The sequence below is a fragment of the Nocardia sp. Tas62D01 genome, from assembly GCF_055232035.1.
This window is the reverse complement of sequence record NZ_JBUYUZ010000001.1, coordinates 1163968-1186835: the sequence shown is the minus strand read 5'-3', so window position 1 is coordinate 1186835 and position 22868 is coordinate 1163968. Positions and strand designations below refer to the sequence as shown.

At 67.1% G+C, this 22868-nt stretch carries 23 protein-coding genes, 1 other RNA gene and 1 pseudogene; 10 read left to right on the top strand and 15 right to left on the bottom strand.

Annotated features, from left to right (window positions below; genetic code table 11):
• Window positions 1–383: 383 nt before the first annotated feature.
• The gene (locus ACV7NQ_RS05890; protein WP_463358683.1) at window positions 384–1433 is read right to left on the bottom strand and encodes a zinc-binding alcohol dehydrogenase family protein; all 1050 of its coding nucleotides are present in this window, start codon (window positions 1431–1433) and stop codon (window positions 384–386) included.
• A gap of 179 nt (window positions 1434–1612) precedes the next feature.
• On the opposite strand from ACV7NQ_RS05890, the gene ACV7NQ_RS05885 reads away from it, so the two are divergent.
• Window positions 1613–2167, top strand: a complete 555-nt coding sequence (locus ACV7NQ_RS05885; protein WP_463358682.1) for a TetR/AcrR family transcriptional regulator — start codon at window positions 1613–1615, stop codon at window positions 2165–2167.
• 139 nt (window positions 2168–2306) lie between these two features.
• On the opposite strand, the gene ACV7NQ_RS05880 is transcribed toward ACV7NQ_RS05885, so the two are convergent.
• A complete protein-coding gene (locus ACV7NQ_RS05880; protein WP_463366096.1) occupies window positions 2307–2705 on the bottom strand; it encodes a hypothetical protein in 399 nt (132 codons plus the stop codon).
• Here ACV7NQ_RS05880 and ACV7NQ_RS05875 point away from each other — a divergent pair.
• Window positions 2665–2820, top strand: a pseudogene (locus ACV7NQ_RS05875) (MmyB family transcriptional regulator); the annotation flags it as partial. The gene ACV7NQ_RS05880 and the pseudogene ACV7NQ_RS05875 overlap by 41 nt on opposite strands.
• Window positions 2821–2842: 22 nt before the next feature.
• A complete protein-coding gene (locus ACV7NQ_RS05870) occupies window positions 2843–3742 on the top strand; it encodes an MmyB family transcriptional regulator (protein ID WP_463358681.1) in 900 nt (299 codons plus the stop codon).
• A 103-nt stretch (window positions 3743–3845) separates the two neighbouring features.
• Here the strand turns inward: ACV7NQ_RS05870 and ACV7NQ_RS05865 are convergent, their stop codons facing one another.
• Together ACV7NQ_RS05865 and ACV7NQ_RS05860 are read right to left on the bottom strand one after the other, a co-directional pair.
• Window positions 3846–4841, bottom strand: coding sequence for an RNA polymerase subunit sigma-70 (locus tag ACV7NQ_RS05865; RefSeq protein WP_463358680.1), 996 nt, complete (start codon window positions 4839–4841; stop codon window positions 3846–3848).
• A 172-nt stretch (window positions 4842–5013) separates the two neighbouring features.
• Window positions 5014–6006, bottom strand: a complete 993-nt coding sequence (locus ACV7NQ_RS05860; protein WP_463358679.1) for a zinc-binding dehydrogenase — start codon at window positions 6004–6006, stop codon at window positions 5014–5016.
• Between the two features lie 381 nt (window positions 6007–6387).
• Between ACV7NQ_RS05860 and ACV7NQ_RS05855 the strand changes: the two genes are divergently transcribed.
• Window positions 6388–7437: an alpha/beta fold hydrolase gene (locus ACV7NQ_RS05855; protein WP_463358678.1), complete on the top strand. Its 1050-nt coding sequence runs from the start codon at window positions 6388–6390 to the stop codon at window positions 7435–7437.
• A gap of 319 nt (window positions 7438–7756) precedes the next feature.
• On the opposite strand, the gene ACV7NQ_RS05850 is transcribed toward ACV7NQ_RS05855, so the two are convergent.
• The 5 genes from ACV7NQ_RS05850 to ACV7NQ_RS05830 all read right to left on the bottom strand — a co-directional run bounded on the left by ACV7NQ_RS05850 (window position 7757) and on the right by ACV7NQ_RS05830 (window position 11110).
• Window positions 7757–8110 carry a hypothetical protein gene (locus ACV7NQ_RS05850; protein WP_463358677.1) on the bottom strand — a complete coding sequence of 118 codons (354 nt, stop codon included), beginning with the start codon at window positions 8108–8110 and terminating at the stop codon, window positions 7757–7759.
• Between the two features lie 317 nt (window positions 8111–8427).
• Window positions 8428–8847: a DUF6262 family protein gene (locus tag ACV7NQ_RS05845; protein WP_463358676.1), complete on the bottom strand. Its 420-nt coding sequence runs from the start codon at window positions 8845–8847 to the stop codon at window positions 8428–8430.
• On the bottom strand, window positions 8837–9034 hold the full coding sequence (locus ACV7NQ_RS05840) for a hypothetical protein (RefSeq protein WP_463358675.1): 198 nt from the start codon (window positions 9032–9034) through the stop codon (window positions 8837–8839). The genes ACV7NQ_RS05845 and ACV7NQ_RS05840 overlap by 11 nt, the downstream gene beginning before the upstream one ends.
• Before the next feature lie 258 nt (window positions 9035–9292).
• On the bottom strand, window positions 9293–9745 hold the full coding sequence (locus tag ACV7NQ_RS05835) for a hypothetical protein (RefSeq protein ID WP_463358674.1): 453 nt from the start codon (window positions 9743–9745) through the stop codon (window positions 9293–9295).
• 717 nt (window positions 9746–10462) lie between these two features.
• Window positions 10463–11110, bottom strand: a complete 648-nt coding sequence (locus tag ACV7NQ_RS05830; RefSeq protein ID WP_463358673.1) for a TetR/AcrR family transcriptional regulator — start codon at window positions 11108–11110, stop codon at window positions 10463–10465.
• 127 nt (window positions 11111–11237) lie between these two features.
• Here ACV7NQ_RS05830 and ACV7NQ_RS05825 point away from each other — a divergent pair, with 127 nt between their 5' ends.
• Entirely contained in the window at window positions 11238–12263 is a 1026-nt protein-coding gene (locus tag ACV7NQ_RS05825) for an aldo/keto reductase (RefSeq protein WP_463358672.1), read from the top strand.
• A gap of 490 nt (window positions 12264–12753) precedes the next feature.
• Window positions 12754–13554 (top strand): class I SAM-dependent methyltransferase, encoded by an 801-nt coding sequence (locus ACV7NQ_RS05820; RefSeq protein WP_463358671.1) that lies wholly within the window; start codon window positions 12754–12756, stop codon window positions 13552–13554.
• Between the two features lie 203 nt (window positions 13555–13757).
• Here ACV7NQ_RS05820 and ACV7NQ_RS05815 read toward each other — a convergent pair whose 3' ends face one another.
• On the bottom strand, window positions 13758–14645 hold the full coding sequence (locus ACV7NQ_RS05815) for an alpha/beta hydrolase (protein ID WP_463358670.1): 888 nt from the start codon (window positions 14643–14645) through the stop codon (window positions 13758–13760).
• 84 nt (window positions 14646–14729) lie between these two features.
• On the opposite strand from ACV7NQ_RS05815, the gene rnpB reads away from it, so the two are divergent.
• Together rnpB and ACV7NQ_RS05805 are read left to right on the top strand one after the other, a co-directional pair.
• An RNA gene (rnpB, locus tag ACV7NQ_RS05810) (RNase P RNA component class A) lies at window positions 14730–15153 on the top strand.
• Between the two features lie 64 nt (window positions 15154–15217).
• A complete protein-coding gene (locus ACV7NQ_RS05805) occupies window positions 15218–16027 on the top strand; it encodes a slipin family protein (protein WP_463358669.1) in 810 nt (269 codons plus the stop codon).
• A gap of 176 nt (window positions 16028–16203) precedes the next feature.
• Here ACV7NQ_RS05805 and ACV7NQ_RS05800 read toward each other — a convergent pair whose 3' ends face one another.
• Window positions 16204–16596 (bottom strand): hypothetical protein, encoded by a 393-nt coding sequence (locus tag ACV7NQ_RS05800; protein WP_463358668.1) that lies wholly within the window; start codon window positions 16594–16596, stop codon window positions 16204–16206.
• A 431-nt stretch (window positions 16597–17027) separates the two neighbouring features.
• On the opposite strand from ACV7NQ_RS05800, the gene ACV7NQ_RS05795 reads away from it, so the two are divergent.
• Together ACV7NQ_RS05795 and ACV7NQ_RS05790 are read left to right on the top strand one after the other, a co-directional pair.
• Window positions 17028–17360, top strand: a complete 333-nt coding sequence (locus tag ACV7NQ_RS05795) for a hypothetical protein (protein ID WP_463358667.1) — start codon at window positions 17028–17030, stop codon at window positions 17358–17360.
• A gap of 17 nt (window positions 17361–17377) precedes the next feature.
• Complete coding sequence (locus ACV7NQ_RS05790) at window positions 17378–19144, top strand: RNB domain-containing ribonuclease (protein WP_463358666.1); 1767 nt, start codon at window positions 17378–17380, stop codon at window positions 19142–19144.
• 211 nt (window positions 19145–19355) lie between these two features.
• Here ACV7NQ_RS05790 and ACV7NQ_RS05785 read toward each other — a convergent pair whose 3' ends face one another.
• The 4 genes from ACV7NQ_RS05785 to panB all read right to left on the bottom strand — a co-directional run bounded on the left by ACV7NQ_RS05785 (window position 19356) and on the right by panB (window position 22738).
• Window positions 19356–20315 carry a CHAD domain-containing protein gene (locus ACV7NQ_RS05785; protein ID WP_463358665.1) on the bottom strand — a complete coding sequence of 320 codons (960 nt, stop codon included), beginning with the start codon at window positions 20313–20315 and terminating at the stop codon, window positions 19356–19358.
• Between the two features lie 2 nt (window positions 20316–20317).
• Window positions 20318–21280, bottom strand: a complete 963-nt coding sequence (gene pip / locus ACV7NQ_RS05780; protein ID WP_463358664.1) for a prolyl aminopeptidase — start codon at window positions 21278–21280, stop codon at window positions 20318–20320.
• Window positions 21280–21726 (bottom strand): hypothetical protein, encoded by a 447-nt coding sequence (locus ACV7NQ_RS05775; RefSeq protein ID WP_463358663.1) that lies wholly within the window; start codon window positions 21724–21726, stop codon window positions 21280–21282. The genes pip and ACV7NQ_RS05775 overlap by 1 nt, the downstream gene beginning before the upstream one ends.
• Before the next feature lie 154 nt (window positions 21727–21880).
• On the bottom strand, window positions 21881–22738 hold the full coding sequence (gene panB / locus ACV7NQ_RS05770) for a 3-methyl-2-oxobutanoate hydroxymethyltransferase (RefSeq protein WP_463365552.1): 858 nt from the start codon (window positions 22736–22738) through the stop codon (window positions 21881–21883).
• Between the last annotated feature and the right edge of the window lie 130 nt (window positions 22739–22868).

Sequence of the window (22868 nt, the reverse complement as noted above, 5' to 3'; positions counted from 1 at the left end):
CCGCTACCCGGCGGAGTTCACCGCCACATTCAAGACGTTCTTCCTGGCGGCGCTGGACCACCCATATCCGGGAGGGCCGAACGGTCACCGCCCCGGTGCGCGTCAGCGTCGGCACATTCAACTACTGGTTCGCCGACCTGCTCGTGTTCGCCGACTGGCTCAGCGAGCGTCGGATATCTCGACTCTGCGACGTCGCCGATCGCATAGTTGTACGCGATCCGGGGGTTACCGCTGTAGACAGCCGGACACTCGCGCTCGCCGCAGGCAATCCGGCGGTGCCGATGCTGCTGTCGTGGCCTGTACCGGTACAGGCCGGTGATGCGGTCCTCGGGTTACGACGGCGCTTCCGAACAGGGTGGGGCGGTCGGAGTCGCTGCGCTGGCTCAGATGGTGACGACGAGCTTGTTCGCGGAGACGCCGTCGCGGAGCTGCTGCAGCGCGTCGGGGATGCGGTCGAGTCCGTCGCCGACGATGGTCGCGTCCGGAGCGGCCCGGTAGGCTCCGGCGGCGAGCGCGGTCGGGAGGAAGTCGACGTAGATCGCCGGTCCGACCTCGTTGTCCTTCAGGGCGCCGCCCCAGATCGCGCTCAGCTGCACCCCGAGTCGCCGTGCCCGCCGGGACCGGATGCGCGTGAGCAGTTCGGGCAGCGCCGCCGCGACGCGCTTGCTGCCCGTGGTCCGGGATGCGATCGCGATGGCCGGTGGCAGCGACCCGGTTCCGATCGCGAGCGTGCCAGCGAGCGGGCTGTCGCCGATCCGGTCCACGATCTGATCGACGGCGGTCCGGCTACGGCGGTCGACCGCCTCGGCTGCGCCCAGCGATCGGACGTAGTCGAAGTTGCGCGGTGACGCGGTCGCCACGACCCGGTAGCCGGCGTTGCGGGCGAGCTGGATCGCGTTGCTCCCGACGCTGGTCGAACCGCCCCACACCAGCACCGTCTCCGACCGATCGACCGGGTCGGCGGTGGGCATTGCCAGCCCGAGGTGGTCCTGCTGAAACATGCCGGTCGCCGCGGTCGAAAGCGCCAGCGGCAGCACAGCCGCCCGCTCGAAGGACAGCGAGCCGGGGATGGGGGAGACCATATGCTGCATGAGTACGACGTAGTGCTGGAAAGCGCCCTCCGCTGCGCGGTTCTGCGACTTCGCGATGCCGAACGCGTGCCCGAGGACGCGATCGCCCGGTTGCAGCCGCGTCACGCCAGTGCCGACCTCGACGACCTCGCCTGCGACGTCCGAGCCCACGACGGCCGGGAACCTCACCCAGGGCAGGATCAGGCGAGACAGGTAGCCCGGTAGGCCGTCGACGGGGTTCACGGCGATCGCCCGCACTCGAACGACGACCTCATTCGTTGCCGGGGGCGTGTAGGGGGCGGGCCGCACCTCGAAGCGTGCGCCTCGCTTCGGCAGCCACAGTGCGATGTTCTGATCTGTCATCTCCGGGTCTTTCCTCTCTGTGATCGCTGGGCCGCGTCATCGGATCACCCGAGCCGCGCACCCAGACTAGACACTGTCTAGTTATAGACTAGACGTCGCCTAGTAAATAGGCAACGTCTACTTTCAGGTACGATTGCACCGTGTCCGACCGGCCTCGCCACCATGGCAACCTCCGTGCAGTGCTGCTCGATCAGGCGGAGGCGGTGCTTCGTGAGCGTGGGCTCGACGCGCTATCCCTGCGGGAACTGGCGCGTGAGGCGGGTGTCAGTCATGGAGCCCCTCGTAGTCATTTCATCGATCGGAGCGCGCTGCTCGACGCGTTGGCGGAGCGAGGCTTCATTCGGCTCGCCGACGAGATTCGCGAGGCGGCTTCGCACGCGCCCGAAAACTATGCACGTGCCCTTCATGCGGCCAGCTCGGCGTACGTGAGGTTCGCCTTGCGGGAGTCGGCACTGCTCGATCTCATGTTCGCGGCGAAAGTGGACGGCCCGTCGGAAACGGTTCACAGCGCTGCGGAGCGCCTGTTCGCCACCATGACCGACATCATGAGCGCGGGCGTCGACGCAGGCGCATATGACGCACGCGACGTCGGCCGACTGACACTGCTGCTGTCGGCGACCGTTCAGGGCATCTCAGCGCTCGTCGCGTCTCGACGGATCACGACGCCTCAGGGCGAGGCGCTCATCGACGACGCGATCACGCTCTTCCTCGGGGGGTTATCGACCGAACGGTAGCCTTACGCGGATACCGGTCCGCTCGCCATGGCGAGCGCGGGTTCCGTGGTTGGCCGCGAAGTGTGACAGCAGATCCCGGAGATGGTCGGCATCCGATGCGCTGAGCAGAAGGGCCGTCCGGTCATCGAGCGGATGACCGTCACCACCCCAGCCGGTGTCCCGGTCGCCCCGAGGACATCGCCCATGCCGTCGCGTTCCTGGTCTCCGACCAGGCACGCATGATCACGGCACCACCGTCTACGTCGACGGAGGTATCACCGCCACCCGCCCGCTGTGAACCCTCTGCGCGGCGCTGCCTGACACCGACAGTGGCAGGCAGCCGCGACGCAACCGGCCCATACTCGGATTCATGAACACAAAGCCGCAGCTGGAAGCATTCCTGCAAGCGCGTCGCGCACAGCTGCAACCCATTGACGTCGGGTTGTCGATGCTCGACGAGGGTCGCCGGGTGCCGGGTCTGCGCCGCGATCGACGCCTTCGGCGACACCCCGGTCATCGTGCTCGGCCGCCGCAGCGACGTGCTGGGCTGGAACCGCACCGGGCACGCGTTGTTCGCCGGACATCTCGACCCGACCAGTCCGGCAGACCCGGGCCGGCGTCCGAACACCGCCCGACTGGTCTTCCTCGACGCTCATACTCGGGATCTGTACGAGGACTGGCCGGCGAAGGCCAGGGATGCGGTCGGGCGGTTGCGGTCCGTTGCTGGCCGCGTTGATCGGCGAACTGTGGAACGGCCACCGGGTCCAGGCATGCGCGACCGCCCACTACCAGCTGCACCACCCGCTGATCGGGGACCTCACCATCACCCAACAAACACTGAGGTCCGTCGAACACCGCGACCAGACCCCCATCACCTGCACCGCCCCACCCGATTCCGCGTCGACATCAGCACTAGCCATACTGACCCATTTGACTCAACCCGCCCAAGCGCCCGCACGGCTAGCCGACAAACGGCACTCTGCGCCCACCACGGCCACATTCCGCCCACACGCGTCGACAGCGCATCATTATCGCGGCAATGCAGGCCATCGCCGCCGCCGCAACCCCACGAGAGTTAATGGCGGCACGCCTCACGAGCTGGATGGCGCGCCGCCGAACCCGGTGACTCCGAGACTCTGGCTGACCGACGTGGCGGTGCCGGGGGGACCGAACCCGCAACGGTCACGCGGCGTGGACCGCAGGGTCGGGCTGCTCCGAGCAACCGCGCGACCGGGTTGTTGCCGGGTCGAGTCACTATTGCCGCTGATAGCGCGGTGCCAATTGGGCATGGTTGCCGTGTTGCAGCAGGCTCGGTTCCTCGTTCACCCAACGGTCGATGACGGACGGGTCGTCGATGCCCGGAACGCAGAGCAGCTCACCATGGCGGTGGGCTGTCCACATGGCCCGAGCGACGTCAGCGACCGGCATCGCTCAGGGGTGGTTCCGGTTGATGCCGTTGTTCCATTCGGTGTCGACCAGTCCGGGACAGACACCTTCCGGCAGTTCTCGAGAAACTCATCGTCGACAGTGTTGGCGACAGGTGACCTGAGCGCGGGGCGACCGGCGAGCTGGGTCTTCACGCTCCCAGGCGATTGATGTCGATGCTCGACAAAGATACGCGGGTCCGGGTGCGCGACGGCGACCATGGCGCGGCTCCGACCCCGCCTGCGCCCCCACGCCACACTCCGCCGCGAGCCGGTCAGTCCGCGAGCAGGTCCGGGAAGCCGAATAGCGCGACCAACGCCGGATCGTGGAACGCGATCACGCGGGAGACACCGGTGGCGGTCGGTGCCAGCACCACGATGCCGCTCGCCCGGAGCGCGCCGTCCGTATCCCGGTGGTACACGACGGCGGCGGGCTGGCCGTTGGCGGTCGTCGCGCGCATCCGCCAGTCGCCCGGCCTGACCAGCACGTACGCGTCGAGCATCTGGATGCAGTTGCGTCGGCCCGCTTGCCATTCGCGGAATGGCGTCGACTCCAGCGTGGCGTCCGCACGCAGCACGTGTTCCAGCAGGCCTGCGTCGGAGCGCTCGAAGGCCGCGATGTAGCCGTCGAGCAGCGCACGCGCCCGCTGGTCGGTCGGTTCGAGCAGTTCCTCGGACTTCGGCTCCAGTTCCTCCAGCCGGGCGCGGGCACGCTGCAGACCGCTCTTGACCGCCGCCGTGGTGGTGCCGAGGATCTCCGCGGTTTCGGCCGCGGAGAACGCCAGCACCTCGCGCAGGATGAGGATCGCGCGCTGGCGGGCGGGCAGGTGCTGCAGGCTCGCGATGAGAGCCATCCGCAGCGACTCGCGCGCGATCACCGCCACGGCCGGATCGTCGGCGGCCGGGGCGATCCATCTGTCCGGCAACGGTTCCAGCCACGAGACCTCGCCCGGCGCAACGTGACTCGGCGGGCGATCGGGTCCGTCGCACGGACCGGTCAGGCCCGACGGCAGCACCCGGATCCGGCACGGCTCCAACGCCGTCAGGCAGACGTTGGTGGCGATCTTGTAGAGCCAGGTCCGAATCGACGCGCGGCCCTCGAAACCCGCGTAGGAGCGCCATGCCCGCAGATACGTTTCCTGCACCAGGTCCTCGGCGTCGTGCGCCGAGCCGACCAGGCGGTAACAGTGCGCCAAGAGCTCCCGGCGGAACCGCTCGGTTTCGGCGGTGAACCGGTCCTGGTTCGCCGCCTCCCGCAGGCGCGCCGTCATGCGGCGAGTGTAGGCCGCAGCCGCTCGTCCGGCTGCACTGCCGCGGCTGATCGCTTGCTTGCCATACGCTGCTCCTTGTCCGAGCCGGTCCCGTCGGTCGGGACCGTCGCCCATAACGACCGGGATGCCGGTCCGAAGGAATCGAACCGCAGGTCAGCGGGCATCCGGGCGGTCAGGGCAGCAGGGCAAGTTTGCCGACGGTGGCCCTGGCTTCCAGTTCCGCGAGCGCTTTCGGGCCATCGGCCAGTTCGTACGCGGTGGTCCGGCCGGGGGCGAGGACGCCCGCGGCGATGAGGGCGAACAGCTCGCCCATGAGTTCGCCGAAGATCTGGGGTGTGGCCTGGATCAGCACGCCGATATTGAGGCCGATGAGGTGGACCTGGTGCCGGTACACCAGCTCCCAGTTGGTGATCGCGGCTTCCCCGCCCGCCATACCGTAGACGACGACCCGGCCGGTGACCGGCCTGGCCGCGGCCAGGCTCGCGGCGAAGGTGGCGCCACCCGCGGACTCGAGCACCAGGTCGGCACCGCTGCCACCGGTCAGCCGCAGCACCTCGGCGGCGAGGTCGCCATCGCGGGAGTCCAGGACGTGGTCGGCGCCGAGTTCCCGCACCGTCTCGTGCTTGCCCGGAGAGGCGGTGGCGATGACCGTCGCGCCGTAGTGCTTGGCCATTCTCACCGCCGCCTGTCCGGTCCCGCCCGCCGCCGCGTGGATCAGCACGGTCTGCCCGGCGGCAATGCCGCCCAGCGGCTTGAGTGCGGCCAGCGCGGTGGGCCAGTTCACGACCAGGCCCAGTGCCTGCTGTGCGGTCCAGCCCGGCGGCACCGGCACCGCCGCGGCCGCGGGAACGACCAGGTACTCGGCGAACGCGCCGTCGCCCACGCCGATGACGAGCATCCCCGGCCGCGGGCCGGTCACCCCCGCACCCGCCGCAACGACCTCGCCTGCGGCCTCTAAACCCGCCAGGTACGGTGGTCGCGGGCCGCCCGAGAACGTGCCGTAGGCCTTCGAGATGTCGGCGAAGTTGACCCCGGCGGCGGCGACCCGGATCAGGACCTCGCCCCGGCCGGGGCTCGGCACCGGCGCGTCGGTGATCAAACGCATGTCCTGCGGACCCTCCAGCGAAGTCTGCTGCAGGGCGCGCATGGTGGCGGGAATGCTCACGGTAATCAGCTCTCTTTCTCGGTGTGCCACGTCTATCGACCAGGTAGACCTCGGCAGGCACCGAAAGGAATCGCCGGCCGGCAATGCGGCGGCGGTGAACACGCGGTAGCCGCGCGTGACCGGCCTGACTGCGCGCTGTGCCTGCCTCATCGAATCATCCACCACCACAAGCGATCCCGCCGCACCCTGACAACCCGCACCAGCGGCAGACGCCGGGCCGGCGGCGCTGCCCTGGTGCCCGGCCTCGACGGCACGTACGCCCAACTGCGGGCCCGTACCGCCGAGCGATACGAGGCGGTGCACCTAGACTGCAACAGATTCCGCCCATCCGGTGGAGGTCGCAGGCGAACACTCTCTGCACCAGGAAGGTAACGCCCCGGAATGACTCTCGATCAGCCCGACTCGACCGAGTCCGAGGTCGGTCCGGCAGGCGCGGCTACCGCTACGGCCCGCGGCCGTGCCCGGCGGTGGCTGTGGCGGACCGCAGTGGTGATCGCGGCTTTGATCGTCGCCGCAACGGTGTTCTCGCTCGGTTACAACGCGGCGACGCCGAATCGCGCGGCCCCACCGATCGGCTCGACCTACGTGCAGACCGGCGACATCTCTACCCGCTACCGGCAGTGGGGGGATAACGGAACGCCGATCGTGCTGGTCCACGGCTTTATCGAATCGGCAGATACCTGGCAGTATCTGGCTCCGCGGCTTGCCGCCGCAGGACACCGGGTCTACGCCTTGGACCTCGACGGTTTCGGCTACACCCACAGGGCCGCACCGTTCGACCTCGACCATCAGACCAGCCAGTTGCTGGAGTTCATCCAGGCTCTGCACCTCGAGCGCCCGATCGTGATCGGGCACTCCAGCGGAGCGGCGATCGCGGCGGCGGCTACCCTGCGGACACCACAGGCAGTCGGTGGCCTGATGTTCCTGGACGGCGATGGTCTGGCCACCGGCGCCGGCGCACGGACGCCGTTGACACAGCTGCTCATCGAGCCCTACCGGACGACACTGCTGCGACTGGCCGTGCGCTCGGACACCCTCGTCGAGACCGTATATCGGAGAGCATGCGGTCCGGGCTGCCCGAAGCTCGATGCATCCGGCATCGACCAATGGCGCCGTCCCCTCCAGGTTCCAGGTGCCGAGTCCGCGCTGTGGGCGATGATCGACCTCGGCGTTCCCGGCCTTCCCCCGGCCCGGCTCGCCGAACTGGCGACGATCCCGGTACCGAAATCGGTGGTATTCGGCGCCGAGGACTCCGCCTTCAGCAGCAACGCCCCGAACCTGACCGCCGAACAGATCGGCGCCGGTGTACCGACCGTGATCCCCGGTGCAGGCCATCTCACACCGGTCAACAGCCCCACGGCCGTCGCAGCCGCAATCCTGGCGCTCGCCGATGGGACAGGCTCTGACCAGCGATTTCCTGGGGGACGCTAGCCCAAATAATGTTTGCGCACCTGGGATGAGTTGGGCGCGCGATACGCGGCATGAGAGCTCACTCTTGCCGACTATTGCCAGCATGTGGACGCCAGGGCCTTGGAACCTCTGTTGGATAGCTGATTACGTTGCGGCCCGCGAGTCCTCCCCAAGACCGTTCCACCACATCGAGTGACCACGAAGACAGCCGGTTCACCGTTAGTGCGAGCGGAACACGGTGTCTATCCGCACCACAACGTGAGTGCAGGGTCGGTGAACGAGTCGAGTCCGAGCAGCGCGAGCTGCTCGGACTCGACGAAAAGGGTTGTGCCCTAGGGGATCAGGGCAGCACCTGGGGGATGACGCCCGGGTTGACCGAGCCGATGATCCCGCCGATCACGGCGCCGAGAAGGGTGGGCACGGGATCGATGAAGGAACCGGTGGCGGAGCCGATCGCAGCGCCCGCAGCCGCGCCGTTCAGCACTGGATCGGGGTACTGCGCGTCGGGATTGGTGGTGACATCCTCCAGTGGGAGCCCGGCGATCGGCTGGGCAACAACCGGTGCCGCCGGAGCCGCCGCAGCAGCCTGACCCGCGTAGGCGGAAGACGCGCCCGCGAATACGACGGCCGCAGCCAACGGCAGGGCACTCACCACAAGGACGCGACTCGTCTTGATCAGGGCATAACGGAACATTGTTTTCCTAACCTTTCGGGCCCTCGGAACAACCGAGTTCCACTACTTCATCAGGGGGAGACTGCCTCTTGCTGCTCTGATAAACGACAGCAATCGAGCGGCCACTATTGCGCACCGCGCCCGACGATACTGCGCTACATGCGAACTCGCACATTACCGGTACAACAAAGTGATCACCGGAGACCTGACCGGACAGCCGGGTTCCGTCGGATCAGGGCAGCACCGGTGCGCTCGCGCGAATAGCGCCGGTGTATGTGGCGAATGGGCATCCGCGCATCGGCATTATGGGGCGTTCCGCGCTCGTCCTAGCGCCGTCGTCAGGACCTCATCGGCGCGCTGTTGCCCGGGTCGCGGTGGTTGGAAGCTGCGTGAAGCTGTCCGAGGGCCTGGGACAGTTGGCGGCGCAGAGCGTTGTTCTCCTCGGCGAGTTCCCGGTTGCGCTTGTGCGACGCTTCCAACCTGTTGATGAGCGATGCGTCGGCAATCCGCTGCCGGAATGGGACGGGGGTGGTGCGTTCGGGCTGGTTGAGGGCACGCAAACGCCGAATCTCGTCCTCGAGGTCTGTTTGGGCGTAGAGCCAGGAGCGCGAGACGCCCGCCGCACGGGCCACCGACTCGAAGGTGATCCTCGCCCCGGCGCGATGCAACTCGTGCAGCGAGGCGATGGCTTTGGCGCGGGTGAATTCGTGCCGGTGGCGCGCCGCAGCGACGATGTGATGGCTGTTGTCAGCCCGCATTCTCCGATTCCTCTGTGTCGGTGTCGTTTTCGAGGGTGATGATGATCTTGTCGAGATTGCCGAGGACCTGATGGTTCATCTCTGCCAAGCGCTGCTGGCCACGAGCTTCGGCGGCAGTGATGATTTGCAGCACCTGCTGGCGGTGCTCGCGGTGCTGCGGCAGGAACTCGGCGGTCGTGACGAACATCGGGCAGGTCAGGCACGCTTCTCTGAACTATCCACGTGCGTGCTCCGTGTTCGTCCATGCATGGCTGTGGTGCTCGGATGTCGCGGTGCGCCACTGTGCCGCGGTGGGGTCAGGGCTTCCAGAACGTGAGATCGTCGCGTGGGTGCGATGCCAACCACTCCGAAAGCTTTGTGCTGGAACTAATTCCGCCGTCGATGACGGCTCGGTAGACATCGATGGAGGGGTAGCGTGGAATGGAACCGGTGTGTATCAGCGATTTCAGTTCCAGATCGTGCGCCGGGTCTGCGGTGTCAATGTCGCCCGAAGCGGTTCGACCAGGTGTGCGGCGCACGGGCCTGGGTGGTCGCGACGCAACAACCACATGTCGATTTTCCAGTCGGTGCCATCGTCTGCGCGGTAGTCGAGCCGCCAATACAGACCCTGGTCCGCTTCGTTCAGGTAGTTGCCGAACCGCGCCTTCCGCACGTTCTCGGAGATCGCGCAGTCGCGCAACACGGTGAAGCCGTCCTCGATCCGCGGTTCATCGCAATAGATCTCCATATCGATGTCGGGTTCCATAGCCAACTCGTATGCCACCGCGCCCACGAGGACAGGCGTTCCGAAGGCCCGCCAGCGATCGAAGAGCTGCAGTCGAGCGAGAACCTCATGCGCTTGCTCGACTACGCATCGGCTCCGCTCGAGGACATCGGGGTTCTCTGAACTAATCTTCATGGGGCAGACGACCTTCCGGAGATGGACTCAAATGACGACATGCCGAGTTCAGTTGCTGCCGTCTTCCGCTGGAGTGTGGCATCGATCTGGGTGAGTTTGTCCTTGGCACCGCTGTAGCTGACCTGCAGGCCCTCGACTTCGCCTAGCCAGCCTTGACGTTTGGCTTCGATGATGCGGGGCTTCGAGGTTGTCGCGGATCTCTTCCAGCCTGCCCCGTTGGGCTGGGTCCGGCCGCAGGAGCGAACATCTCACACAAGCGTGTTCGTGAATTTCCCCGGAAATTTGCCGTGTTGCCGGTGATGGCGTTGCGCGGCTGGCCAAGTCGTGGCGGCCCAGGATGCAGTGAAGCTGGGGTTTGTTGATGGTCAATCAGACGGCCGGTGCTGGCTGGGGTGGATGGCAGCGATGTGCGATGTGCGATGTGCCGGACCGCGCGGAAATAAGCCAGCCGCAGATCGATGCAGCCGGCCGGATCGATCAGGATCGGCGTGTACAGCCAGAGCCCGACTTTTCCGGCCGCGATGCTCGCGGCGGCGCTTCTGACCTGCTGAGGAGCATAGCGGCCATGTCCGCGACGTGTGCTGCGAGGCGCACTCGGCACCCCGGGTCTGCGTCGTCGGAACGGCACTCGCGGACTGTGGCCCAGGATTGTCGTTGTCGTTCATCGAGGCGGACCGGCCATACCTCGGGAAGGAATGAACCGATCTGTGCACGACTTCAGGAGCGAGACTGGCTCGTTTCGGCGCCGTAGCGTAGTCCGTCGATGAGGAGCGCGACCATGCGTTGGCTGTAGGCGACTCCCTCGTCCGCCACGGGCAGGCACAGATTGGCGACGGCGTACAGGAGGTACTTGGGGCTGATGTCGGCACGAATCTCGCCACTCGCTGTCGCGGCTTCGAGCAGTGACCCGAGAGCAGGTCCGAGTCGCTGCATGAAGTAGCCGGGCAAGGCGTCGAACGCCGGATCGCCCGAGTGAAGGGCTGCAGCGAGTCCTCGTTTGGTCGCGAGGAACTCGGTGTACCGGTGGAGCCACTTCGCGAGTGCTGCTCCTGGCTCGTGCGCTGCGGTCAGCGCCGGGGCCGCGTCGGCGCAGGCATCCACCTCGCGCTGAAACACGGCCCTGACCAGGTCCGAGCGCTGCGGGAAGTGCCGGTACAGCGTTCCGACTCCCACGCCGGCCAGATCAGCGATCTCCTTCGCGGGCGCGTCCACGCCTGACGTGCCGAAGACGGCCTTCGCTGCCTCGAGCAAGGAGTCGATGTTGCGTTGCGCGTCGACGCGCAACCGACGCGGCGCGCGTTCGAGTGCGCCCGGCTTCGCAGAGCCGGTCGAGTCGACTCCGGTCGGCGCCGTGTCCTCTGTCACAACACTCCTTCGCTTGCTTTTCCGGAAAGCCTTTCCGTATAGTTCCGGAAGGACGTTCCGCTTCGGTCCAGGGTACGGCATCGAAAGATGCGCTCACCACCTCGACCACAACCTCAGGAGAAACCGTATGCAGTACCGCACCCTCGGCCGGACCGGCATCAAGGTCAGTCCCTACGCGCTCGGCGCAATGATGTTCGGGGCCATCGGCAACCCCGACCACGACGACTCGATCCGCATCATCCACAGAGCGCTGGATGCAGGGATCAACTTCGTTGACACCGCCGACGCGTACGCCCACGGCGAGTCAGAAGAGATCGTGGGAAAGGCGCTCGAGGGGCGTCGCGACAACGTCGTCCTTGCGACCAAGCTGCATCTTCCGATGGGTGATGATCCCAATCAGCGAGGCAACTCGAGGCGCTGGATCATGACCGAGGTCGAGAACTCGCTGCGTCGCTTGCAGACCGACCACATCGACCTCTACCAAATCCACCGACCGGACCCCGACACCGACATCGAGGAGACACTTTCCGCGCTCTCGGACCTGATCCACAGCGGTAAAGTCCGTGCGATCGGGTCGTCCACGATGCCCGCCTCCGACATCATCGAAGCCCAATGGGTGGCCGAGCGGCGGGGACTGGAACGATTCCGCACCGAACAACCGACCTACTCGATCCTCAACCGCGGCATCGAAACCGAGGTACTGCCCGTCGCCCAACGCTACGGGATGGGCACGATGGTGTGGAGCCCGCTCGCGCAGGGAATGCTCACCGGGCGCATCCGGAAGGGTCAGCAGACCGACCTCCGCCGCGCCACTCGTTTCAAGCACCTCAGTGACGAGCGTCGGCTCGATGCCGTCGAACAGATCATTCCGCTCGCCGAAGAGGCGGGCTTGCCGATGACGCACCTCGCGATGGCGTTCGCGATCGCTCATCCTGGCGTGACCAGCGCGATCATCGGGCCGCGCACGATGGAGCAACTCGACGACCTGCTCGCCGGCGTCGACGTCACGCTCACCGACGAGATCCTCGACCGGATCGACGAGATCGTCCCGCCCGGCACCGATATCGGCACGCTCGACATGGCCTACTTGCCCCCGGCACTCCAGCGCTCGAACCTGCGCCGTCGACCCGTCAATGAACGCGCCGCCGCCTGACCGCATCCCCTTACCGCTCTCGCACGGCGGACGCATCCGCAGCCGCCGTGCTCCTGGAACCCCGGAACGGAACGCATTCAACGGCAAGTTCAGTATCCCGATCGCCCTGCAGCACCGTCTCGGCCAGGTCCGCCTATGGCCGTTGTATCGGGCCGGATCGTAGAGGATCCCGAGGCCGATGCGGAGTGGGAGGCGAGGAAGGCTCGTCATCCCCACCACCCTCGCAGCCACGGCGCGGTCCTAGCCGCCGCCCGAGAAGGCCTGGGCGTCACCTCATCCACAACGACACCATCTCCCAGGACTTCCAATCCGGCGTGCTGCGCCTACCTCCGGTCGACGCCATCCCGCCTCTTCCTCGCCCACATCCTGGACCCGCCGAGGACGGTACCGACGCCTTCCACCTTGGCCGACCTTCGCGGCGACTGTGTGCCAAACTCGCCGCGTGCTAACGGAAGTACCGATTTCGAACGTATCCGACACCGCTCGGTGGATGGCTGCCTGCCGTGCCCGCGAGACGGCGCGCCGCGACGCGCTGTTCCGCGACCCACTGGCCGATCGGCTGGCCGGGCCGCACGGTCACGCATTCGCCGACGCCGCACCGCGGGCCGTGCGCAACGGCTGGCCAATGGTCACCCGGACCGTTCTCATCGACGACCTCATCAGGACGTCGATCGCTGAGGGCTGCGATCGAGTGCTGAATCTCGCCGCCGGATTGGACACCCGGCCGTACCGGCTCGAACTGCCCGCCGACTTCCTGTGGGTCGAGGCCGACCTCCCTGAGCTGGTCGCGGAGAAGGAGAGCGCGCTGGCCGGCGAAACGCCGAATTGCTTGCTGATCCGCCGAGGCGTCGACCTCTCAGATCCCGACGCCAGGGCGAAGTTCCTGGACGAGGCGCTCGGCGCGATCGGGCCGGTGACCACGCCCGCAACCAAGGCGCTGGTGCTCACCGAGGGACTGGTGTTCTACCTCGATCCGGAGACCGTCGCCGACCTCGCGCGTGCGCTGGCCCGGCCCGAGATCGCCTGGTGGCTGTCGGATGTCGGCCTGCGGATGGAAAAGCTGGTCGGTTCGAGCCTCGACAACACCCCGGTGAAGTTCGATCCGCCCAACGGCATCACCTTCTTCGAGGAGCTCGGGTGGCAGCCGGTGGAGATCGAGGTGATCACGGTGCGCGCCCGCAAGCTCGGCCGCGCACCGTGGTACCTGCGGCCGTTCACCTATCTGCCGCAACAGGACCCGCACAAGCCCGTGCGGTATTGGGGGGGAGTGATCCGCTTCCGGCATGAGTAGACAGCCCGGCGAGGGGTTGCCGCCGGCTACTCGCTGTCGCGCCACCCAGCGATCTGCCTCGCAGCGGCAGGCCCGTCACCGAACCGGCTCGGTCGATGCCGGCGGGCATCGATCAATTGCTCAGGCGGACTCACTATTTCGCGTCGCGTTCATCGGCATGGCCGACGTCGAGACCGCCGGCACTGCCTCGACGCCGGGGTGGATCACGGCCGCAGCACCGAAACCAGGAACTCGGTCTGGTCGTAGACCGCCAGCTCGAAGTGGTCGTCGAAGTAGACGTCGAAATGCCCGACGGGATAACGCTTCACGACGGCGTGCTTGGTGCGTGCCGCGGCGCGCAGCGTCGGTTTGACCGGTGCGATCGAATCGTTGTCGGCGATCACGTACATGACCGGCATCTTCAGCGACTTGGCGCGCCGGCCCGGGGAGTCGAACAGGGTCGACAACGCGACCCGGGCAGCGACTTTCGGTTCGTAGCTTTCGCTTTCGTCGGCAAGCCTGCCATAACCTTCTAGCACATCCGCAGCACTCATCAGCGCGGCCGAACGCTTGCGGCCCGCCAGGCGAATGCGGACCGGCTTGCGACGGATAGATCCGACGAGCAGATCGGTGGCAGCGATAGTGGCCACCTTGGTGAGGCTGGTCGGGCCCTTCGCCCACGCCGAGGCCCAGCCGCTGGTGAACGGAACCTGCGCGACGACGGCGGCGATGTAGTCGTCGTCGGGCGCGACGGATAGCACGTGCCCACCGCCGAATGAGGTGCCCCACAGCGCGATTCGGGTCGCATCGATGCCGCGCAGGGTGCGCGCGTAGGCGATGGCGGCGCGCCAGTCTTCGCGCTGACGGGGGATATTCAGCAGCTGGCGCGGGGCGCCCTGGCTGGCCCCGAAATGCCGGTAGTCGAATACCAGCACGGCCATCCCGGCGGCGGCGAACCGACGCGCATACCTATCCAATCCCATTTCCCGATTGGCTCCCAGTCCGTGTCCCATGACCACCAGCGGGCGGGGCTTGGGGATGCCGTCGGGTGGGTACAGCCAGGCGGCGCAATGCTCGCTACCCGAAGGGAAACTGACCTCGACACGTTCCATGGCACCCCACCGTACTGTTTTACTGTTTTGCGCTGACCGGCTGTGAGGTCAGGCCCGCGAACAACGTACCCTGGACGCCGCGGACGAGTTGGCCGGGCGACCGCGGCGACGGGAACGGGCACCACTGTGCCGCAGCCCGTTGTCGAGGAAAGTCCGGACTCCACAGAGCAGGGCGGTTGCTAACGGCAACCCGGGGCGACCCGCGGGAAAGTGCCACAGAAAATAGACTGCCGACGCTGTGCTTTTTCGAAAGAACAGCGTCGGTGAGGGTGAAACGGTGCGGTAAGAGCGCACCAGCGCCCCGGGTGACCGGGGCGGCTAGGTAAACCCCGCCCGGAGCAAGGTCAAAGGTCGCATCGATCGCGGTGCGGCTGCGCAGGCGTTCGAGGGCTGCTCGCCCGAGCCTGCGGGTGGACCGCTCGAGGCACCCGGCAACGGTGTGTCCAGATGGATGGTCGTCACCCGGTGTGACCGGGGACAGGATCCGGCTTACAGGCCAACTCGTCCGCCCTGTCCAGCCGGGCCGTGCGGTGCCATGATGGAAGAGGGGCACTTCGCGCGGTGGTGTAGATATGGACGTCCTTGTCATTATTTTCGGTGCGGTTGCGGTGGTCGGCGCCATGCTGACCGCGGCGAGCGCACGGGTGGTCACCCAGTACGAGAAGGGACTGGTGTTCCGGTTCGGGCGGGTGGTCGGTATCCGCGATCCCGGGCTGCGGATGCTGATTCCATTCATCGACCGGATGCGCAAGGTCTCGACGCAGATCATTACCATGCCGGTGCCCGCGCAGGATGGGATTACCCGCGACAACGTGACCGTGCGGGTGGACGCGGTGGTGTATTTCCGGGTTATCGATCCGATCGAAGCGGTGGTGCAGGTGCAGAACTATCTCTTCGCGGTCGGCCAGGTGGCGCAGACCTCGCTGCGTTCGATCATCGGTAAGAGCGAACTCGACGATCTGCTGTCCAATCGGGAACAGCTGAACAAGGGGCTCGAGCTCATGATCGACAGCCCCGCGCTGGTCTGGGGCGTGCATATCGACCGGGTGGAGATCAAGGATGTGGCACTGCCGGATTCGCTGAAGCGCTCGATGTCCCGGCAGGCCGAGGCGGAGCGGGAACGTCGCGCGAGGGTCATCTCGGCGGAGGGTGAATTGCAGGCATCGCAGATGCTGGCGCAGGCAGGCGCCCAGATGTCCGAGCATCCCGCCGCGTTGCAGCTGCGATTGCTGGAAACCGTGGTCCAGGTTGCGGCGGAAAAGAATTCGACATTGGTGCTGCCGTTCCCGGTGGAGCTGCTGCGCTTTTTGGAGCGCAGTAGCCCACCGGCGCCGGGTTCGGACGATACGCCCACGGCAGACCAGAATGGAACGCGGACGTAATACGGCGGGCGTGTACCGATACGGGTTCCACCCACCTCGGTAGCACAACGTAAAGGACCGAGCCGATGTCACCACTGATTCCGTTGATCGCAATCATCGTCATGATCACGGTGGGTTACGTGTTGAAGTACCTGCCGAACTACCTGCCCTGGCGTAAATAGCTCGAGAGCGCGCGTTCAGCAGAGCATTTTGGCCATTTGATAGATCGCCTGGGCCTCTTCCTTGCTGGCCTGGACCGACCCGGTCTTGGTCCGCGTGATGATGTTCTGCACGACCGGGTCCTCGGCCTTGCCGTCCTTGATGTCCTTGCAGGTTTGGACAAGGATGTCGCGAATCCCGGCGTCGTCCTTGCCCTCGGCGAGCTTGGGGAAGGCATTGCGGTAGCTGACGACGAACGTGCCTGCCTTGACATTGTCGAGGGCGGGGGAGTCGGCGGCGGACGCCGAAGACGTTCCGGCACTCGCCGTTGACGACGGGGCGGCGCTGCTGGCCTTGTCGTTGTTGCAGCCGGCGAGAAGCAGGGTGAAGAGGGTGACGCTGGCCGCGATAGCGGCGGAAGTTCTTTGCACGGAGCGGGATATTAGCGGCACTTGGAGAACGTCGCCTCCCGTCTCGTTAACAGAAGGCGACGACGACCGCGTGTGGCGGTGCGGTCAGAGCGGTGCGATAGCGAACACCTGAGCCCAGTAGGCGGCCTGTTCCGGGCCGAGCAGTGGCATCAAATAGTCGAAAAGCAGCGATGACATCAGTGCGTACTCCAATTGTCGACGTATGGGGACACTTCGGAATGCGCGGGAAATCGAATCCCGCTACGCTGCGCAACCCTAGCAGTCGGCTACCCCGGAGGTGCGGCTCGGCGTGTCCGCCCCGGCGATTCGTTCGCAACTGGCCTTGAACGTGAGGGAGGTCATAGAGTGGTCGCCGTTGGCAAGGCCCGTTGCCCGTTGCTGGGCTGCGGCGGGCCGTTCATTCTTCGATCGCGGAAGCAGGTCTCAACTCTATGCGGGTAGTTCGTTCACTGGTCGCCGGCGCGTTGATCGCCGGGGCTGCATCAGTTTTCGCAGTGCTTGGCGCCGGGTCCGCCAGCGCGGTCGCGGTGACTCCGCTGGCGGGCGGGGTGCGGGTCGACCTCAGCCCCGCCGATACGGCGTGGGTGCACCAGTCGCACTTCGGGCAGACGATCGCCGGTCTGCCGCATCCGTCGGCGCCATCCTTCGGCCAGGCGCTCGACGCGGCGGCCACCGTGTCGTCGAGCGTTCCGGGCGGCCGGGTGGCATTCACGGTGTTCGGACCGTTCAACCAATTGAGCGGCACCATGTTGGCGCTGCAGTAGAGCTCGACACCAGCAGCGTGGAACTTCACCAGCGGATCGTCTCGGCGCCGGTCGATTTTGGCGCCATCCGTTCCGAATTCGGATTGGCCTCGGCGTATCCCGCCGAGGCAATCTCGGAAGCCCGCGACGCGGTCGACGCGTTCGCGGGCAACCGCATCGATCGCACCGACATCCCGTTCGTGACGATCGACCCGCCCGGCGCCATGGATCTCGACCAGGCGCTGCATCTGGAACGCACCGATTCCGGGTTCACCCTCCACTACGCGATCGCCGATGTCGGCGCCGTGATCAACCCCGACGGAGCCCTTGCCGCCGAGGCGGGCGCCCGAGGACAAACCTTCTACCTGCCCGATGGCGCCGTGCCGCTGCATCCGCCGGTCCTGTCGGAGGGCACCGCGAGCCTGCTGCCGGACCAGACCAGGCCCGCCGCGCTGTGGACCATCGAACTCGACGAAAACGCCGAACCCCTGCGGTTCTCGGTCGTGCGCGCCATGATTCGCTCCCGCGCCCGACTCGACTATGCGGGCGTGCAGGCCGACGCCGACGCGGGCCGGCTGCACCCCTCGATCGCAGCCCTGCCGGAATTCGGCAAGCGGCGCATCGAGGCGGGGCTGACGCGCGGCGCGATCGGGCTGCGCCTGCCCGCTCAGAGCGTGATCCGCGACGACCGATCCGACGGACATTGGCGACTGGTGCTGGAGCCGCGCACCGCCGCCGACGACTGGAACGAACAGGTGTCGCTGCTGACCGGAATGTGCGCCGCCCGGATCATGCTCGACGGGACGCCGCGGTCGGGGGAGCGCATCGCGCTGCTGCGGACGATGCCGCCGCCCGTCGATTCGGCGATCGATTCGATGCGCAGGACCGCCGCGGCTCTGGGAATCGCCTGGCCCGCGGACCAGTCGGTCGGCCGGATGCTGGCCGGGCTCGACCTGAACACGCCCGCCGCGCTGGTGCTCATGTCGGAGGCCACCGGGTTGTTGCGCGGGGCCGGGTACACGGTGCTGAGAGCGCCGGTCGCGCAGGAGTCCCGGTCGGACCCCGCCCAGACCAACGCTGTGCAGCCGAATGCGATGCGTCCAAATGCGGTGACTTCGAAGGATGCGCAGCCGAATGGTGCGCGGCGAAGTGTCGCTCAGGCGGATGCTGGACAGTCGAGTGCTGGGCGGGTGAATGCCATCGGTGCGAGCGCGGGGACGTCGGATGTTGGGGGGTCGAGCGCTGAGCCGTCGAGCGCAGGGACGGCGAGCGCAGGGACGGCGAGCGCGAGATCGGCGAGCGCTGCACGGCCGGATCCGGGCCAGTCGAAGGTGGGCTCATCGAACAATCGGCAGCCGCACGCCCAGCAGCCGAACAACCTGCAGCACGGTGCGATCGGTGCGCCGTACGCGCACGTGACCGCCCCGCTGCGCCGACTGCCCGACCGGTTCGCCACCGAAATCTGCTTGGCACTCTGCGCCGGAACCGACGTTCCGCAATGGGTTCGGGATGGACTGACACCCACCGCCGAGTCGATGCGGCGCAGTGACGGCGTCGCGAACAAGGTGGAGCGAGCCTGCATCGACCTGACCGAGGCCACCCTGCTCGCCGCGCGCAGCGGCGTCGAGTTCGACGCGGTGGTCGTGCGAGAAGCAAACGGCAACCGTCCCGCCGAGGTGTTCATCGCCGACCCGCCGGTGGTGGGGCCTTGCGTCGGATCGCCACCGGAAGGTGCCACCGTCCGGGTTCGCCTGGTCTCGGCCGACCCGGCGAACCGCAAGATCACCTTCGCTTTCCCGGTCTAGGCCACGGACTTTCACCACGCTATCGAGCGGTGTAGGCGGAAGTCTGTGTGCCGCGTGCTCATAGCGGGGCGAGCATCTGACCACCGCGATCCCCACGTCGGACAGTAGTCGCGGCATCGCCCAGCCCGAAAGGGCACGTCGAGGCCGGTGCTGATGCGCACCGGTCAGCATCGGACGCGATGCGCGGGCTGAATCCGAGGGCGGAATCTTTTCAGTCGGCGGACACGAAGGACGCCGCGACCGGATACCGGGCGAGCGCTTTACCTGCCGCAACGTCCTCGGCGTCGGCCAAGAGTTCGTAAATCGACGCAACCGCGCCCGTGGCGTGTGACTCCAGGGCGCAGGCCTGGATGGCCTCGCGGGACTCGACGGCGTCGCGGTGGTCGCCGAGCACGGTCTGCAGGCGTTTCGCGTCGCCGCCCAGCTCAGCGGCCGCATGGCCCAGCGTCGCGGCCGCGCCCTCGCATGAGTACCGTAATCGCTTGGCGCCCTTGCGGATATCGTGCAGCAACTCGATCCGCTCGGCGGGTGGGACGGCGGGCTCGGCGAAGACGAGTCGGCGCAGCTGATTGCGGTCACGGCGCAGCACCCGCTCGAACGCCTCTGGCGCGGGCTTCTCGGCGCGCGCGGGATCCAGTGGGGGATCGGTGCGCCAGAGCGACAGTTCGGCACGCAGTTTGCGGTAGCGATGGCCGTCGAGCGCGGCGAGGATCTCGGCATGGGCGGTCCAGTACCGCGTGCGCTCCTTGCCAACCAATTCGGTCGTTAGGGATTCGATGTCGTCGGGTCCGAGCCCGGTTTTGCCCGATTCTTCGAATCCGTCTGTCCCAGTACCGGATCCGGCTCCGGTGGGCTCGGGTTCGCGGCCGCCGGGGGCCGATTCGGGTGCGTGTTCGGTCAGTAGTGCGGCGAACCGGTCGGCCCGGACCTCGGCGTCCCTTGCGACACCGAGCAATTCGGCCAGCCACTTGAGTTCGTCGCCCATGGCCGCGGCGGGGGCCTGTTCGAAGAGTTTGCGATACGACCGCAGCACGCTGCGTAGCCGACGGGTGGCCACGCGCATCTGGTGCACCGAGTCGTCGGCGTCCGCGCGGACTTCCGGTTCTGCGGCCAGCAGGCGGTCGACGTCATCGCTGAGTGCCGCGACGAGAGCGTTTCCGGCGCTGACCATATTCAGCTCACTTTCGCGAATCTATCGGTTGCTTCGATGAGATGGTGGGTGATCCCTGGCTCGTTGGCGGCGTGCCCGGCGTCGTCGACGATGTGCAGCACCGAACCTGGCCAGGCGCGGTGCAGTTGCCACGCGCTGACGGCAGGGCAGACGATGTCGTGGCGGCCCTGCACGATGACGACGGGGATGTGCTCGATGGTGTCGATATCGCGCAGCAGTTGGCCTTCCTCCAGAAAACCACGGTTGACGAAGTAGTGGTTCTCGATACGGGCGAAGGCGAGCGCGAAGCGCGGCTCGGCGGTCTCGGCGACCCGATCCGGGTGCGGAAGCAGCGAACTCGTCGCGCCCTCCCAGGTGGACCAGGCGACGGCGGCTGCGAGCGCGACCCCCTCGTCGGGGGAGTGCAGCAGCCGGTGGTAGACCTCGATCAGGTCGCTGTCGCGCTCGGCCTCGGGCACCTGGGCCAGGAACTTCTCCCACTCGTCCGGGTAGACGTAGCCCGCGGCGCCGTTGTAGTACCAGTCGATTTCCTTGCGCCGCAACAAGAAGATCCCGCGCAGCACCAGCTCGGTCACCCGCTCCGGATGCGCTTGCGCGTAGGTCAGCCCCAGCGTCGAACCCCAGGAGCCGCCGAATACCTGCCAGCGCTCGATGCCCAGGTGCTCGCGCAGCGCTTCGATGTCGGCGACCAGGTGCGGCGTGGTGTTGGTTTCCAGGCTTGCCCCGTCGGCGATGTGCGGGGTGGAGCGACCGCACCCGCGCTGGTCGAGCAGCACGATCCGGTAGGCGTCCGGGTCGAAGAACTGTCGGTGGAACGGTGCGGTGCCGCCGCCGGGCCCGCCGTGCAGGAACACCACCGGCTTACCGTCCGGGTTGCCGCTGACCTCCCAGTACACGGACTGTCCCGCGCCGACATCGAGCATGCCCTTCTCATGCGGCTCGATCGGGGGGTACAGGGTCCGCATCAGAAGGCGAGTCCGGAAGCAAGGTTGGACAGTTCCAGCGCCTCGATCGCCTGTTGGTGCACGTCGGCGCAGCTCTTGGTGGTGATCCGGTCGATGATCGGCTTATCGGCCAGCACCTGGCCGTTGATGCCCCCATTGCGCAGTGCCCACTCGTGCACCAGTGCGTTGAGGCCGATCCGGCCCAGCGTGGGGCCCTGGACCCGCCAGTTCGACAGTTCCGGCCGAATCATGTCGCATAGCTGGGTGGCCGCGGCGTCGGAGATCTGCGGGCTGCCCGGCTTGGCGCCCGAGGAACCGGTCGGTGCGCTGGTCGCGGAGGCCGATCCCGTGGTCGAGCCGGAGCTTCCGGTCGGGTTCGACCCGCTGCCGCAGGCGGTCAGGGCAGCGGCGGCGAAAGCTCCGGCCAGCAGCAGCGTGCTGCGGGCAATCCAACGACGTTGCGGCATCGGTACCTCTCGTGTCGATATTGTCGGCATCGAGTCTGCCACTGTTTGCGCCGTCCGGCCCGTGTGAATGCCCCAGTCCAGCATCGGCGCCAATGGCTGGCCGAGCAGCGCGACGGGAATGCGCGCTGCTCGGTCGATCATTGATGTCCCGGCTTTAGAAGCTGTGTTCGGGGCCGGGGAACGCGCCGCGACGGACCTCGTCGGCGTAGGTAGCCGCGGCGGTGCGCAGTTCGTCACCGACATTGCCGAAGCGCTTGACGAACTTGGCGGTCTTGCCGCTGGTGTAGCCCGCCATGTCCTGCCAAACCAGCACCTGCGCATCGCATTCCGCGCCAGCGCCGATGCCGACGGTGGGAATGGTCAGCTTGCGGGTGACCTGACCGGCCAGTTCCGCGGGCACCATCTCCATCACGACAGAGAACGCTCCGGCCTCCTGGACTGCGATGGCGTCGGCGATGAGCTGTTCGGCGCCGTCGCCGCGGCCCTGCACCCGGAAGCCGCCGAGGGTGTTGACGCTCTGCGGGGTGAAGCCGATGTGCGCCATCACCGGAATGCCCGCCGAGGTGATCAGCGCGATCTGCTCGGCAACCCGCTCGCCGCCCTCCAGCTTCACCGCGTGTGCCTGGCCGTCCTTCATGAACCGGGTCGCGGTGGCCAGAGCCTGTTGCGGCGAGGACTCGTAGGTGCCGAACGGCAGGTCGGCAACCACCAGCGCGTGCGGTGCACCGCGAACCACGCCCCGCACCAGTGGGATGAGCTCGTCGACGGTGATCGGCACGGTGGTGTCATAGCCGTAGACCACGTTCGCCGCGGAGTCGCCGACCAGCAGCACCGGGATACCCGCCTCCTCGAACAGTCGCGCCGAGGAGTAGTCGTAGGCGGTGAGCATGGACCAGCGCGCACCCTCGGACTTCATCTGCTGCAGGTGGTGCACCCGCGTCTTGCGCTTGGCGGGCTTGGCCCCGGCGGGCGCTGCGCCGTAGGCAGGGGATTCCGAATCGGATACGGACATCATCGTCCCTTTCGTCGTGTCTCCTCGAGGCCCATGCGGGTCCCCGGGTTTGCCTGACGAATCCAGTGTGCCACCCGCGTGATGGGCGAATTAAGGGACGTGGCCGGTGCGATTGATCACAGCGAGCTGT